Origin of the sequence: Anaerobiospirillum sp. NML120448 (assembly GCF_023050945.1) — a bacterium.
GTDB lineage: Bacteria > Pseudomonadota > Gammaproteobacteria > Enterobacterales > Succinivibrionaceae > Anaerobiospirillum.
This window is the reverse complement of the sequence record NZ_JALKIM010000184.1, coordinates 1-1,187: the sequence shown is the minus strand read 5'-3', so window position 1 is coordinate 1,187 and position 1,187 is coordinate 1. Positions and strand designations below refer to the sequence as shown.

Genomic DNA, 1,187 nt, shown 5'->3' with positions numbered 1-1,187 from the left:
GAGCCAACTCTGCTAGCCATAGATCAACACTTCGATTTTGAGAATATTCGTAGTGATATCGAGGGCAACCTTGCAACCTTTAAAAAGGTAAAAGCAATGGAAGAGAATGAGAACACAAACTGTGACAGGCAGAATATTGCTGATGAGAACCGTGAATCTGATATTTTAACTCCAATGCTCCAAAATACACCTATAAAAAGCAAGTATGCAAGAGCTAATGCAGGTCGTCCTGGCTATGATCCTGTACTAATGTACAAGATTATTGTACTTAAAGTGATTTTCAATCTAAGTGACAACAATGTAGTTAGATCTATAAAGGATCGTAGATCCTTTCAGGTTTTCTTGGGTATTGATGAATCAGTTGTTCCTGACTCTAAAACAGTCTGGAAATATAACGAATTGTTCGTAGAATCAGGATTATTTCAGCAATTATTTGAGAAAGCAACTAAGTGTATTGGTGAGATTCAGGATGTAAAAGATAGTGATTCTATTGGTATTGATTCTTCTTTTACTTTAGCAGAGATCCAGCGAAACTCAAGAGAGGAAAACAAGCTAATTAAAGAAGGCAATGGTGAAGCTCTTTGGATAGATAATCCAGCCAAGAAACGTCAAAAAGACATTGATGCATCATGGACACAGAAAGGTGGCCAGCATTATTTCGGTTATAAGCTTCATGCTGCTATTCTTATTGAACAAAAACTCATAACCGCCATCAAAACTACGCCTGCGCACGTGCATGACTCACAAGTTATATCACCTCTAATTAGGGATTGTGATATAGGTAGAAAATTATACGCTGACTCAGCTTATAGCGGACAAAAGCAAATTAGTGAGATACAGCAATTAGAGCTGATTCCAGAAGTTTGCGAAAAAGGTAAAAGAAACAAGCCTCTTACTGATGAGCAAAAGGCTTCAAACCGCCAAAAATCAAAGCTAAGAGCAAGAGTTGAACATGTTTTCGGGCAATTAGCTCATTGGAGTGCGGACGAGATAAGATCAATCGGAATTAAGCGTGCAGATGCCTATCACCATATTGTTGCCTGGTGCTATAACCTAACACGCCTAATCACTCTTAAAATGCCAATTCCTTTCTAACTCAAAGTATCTAAGACTTTGGCGTGGAACCAATGTATCCTATTTAAACAATGGGAGGGATTTTTGCACCCTAAATAAGTCAAAATCAAGGA

At 38.0% G+C, this 1,187-nt stretch carries 1 protein-coding gene; it reads left to right on the top strand.

All coding sequences use genetic code 11. The annotated features are described in order from the left end of the window. Window positions 1–1,095 (top strand): IS5 family transposase (locus MXE38_RS12355; protein WP_246915514.1); only part of this gene is annotated, 1,095 nt, incomplete at its 5' end. Window positions 1,096–1,187: the final 92 nt, after the last annotated feature.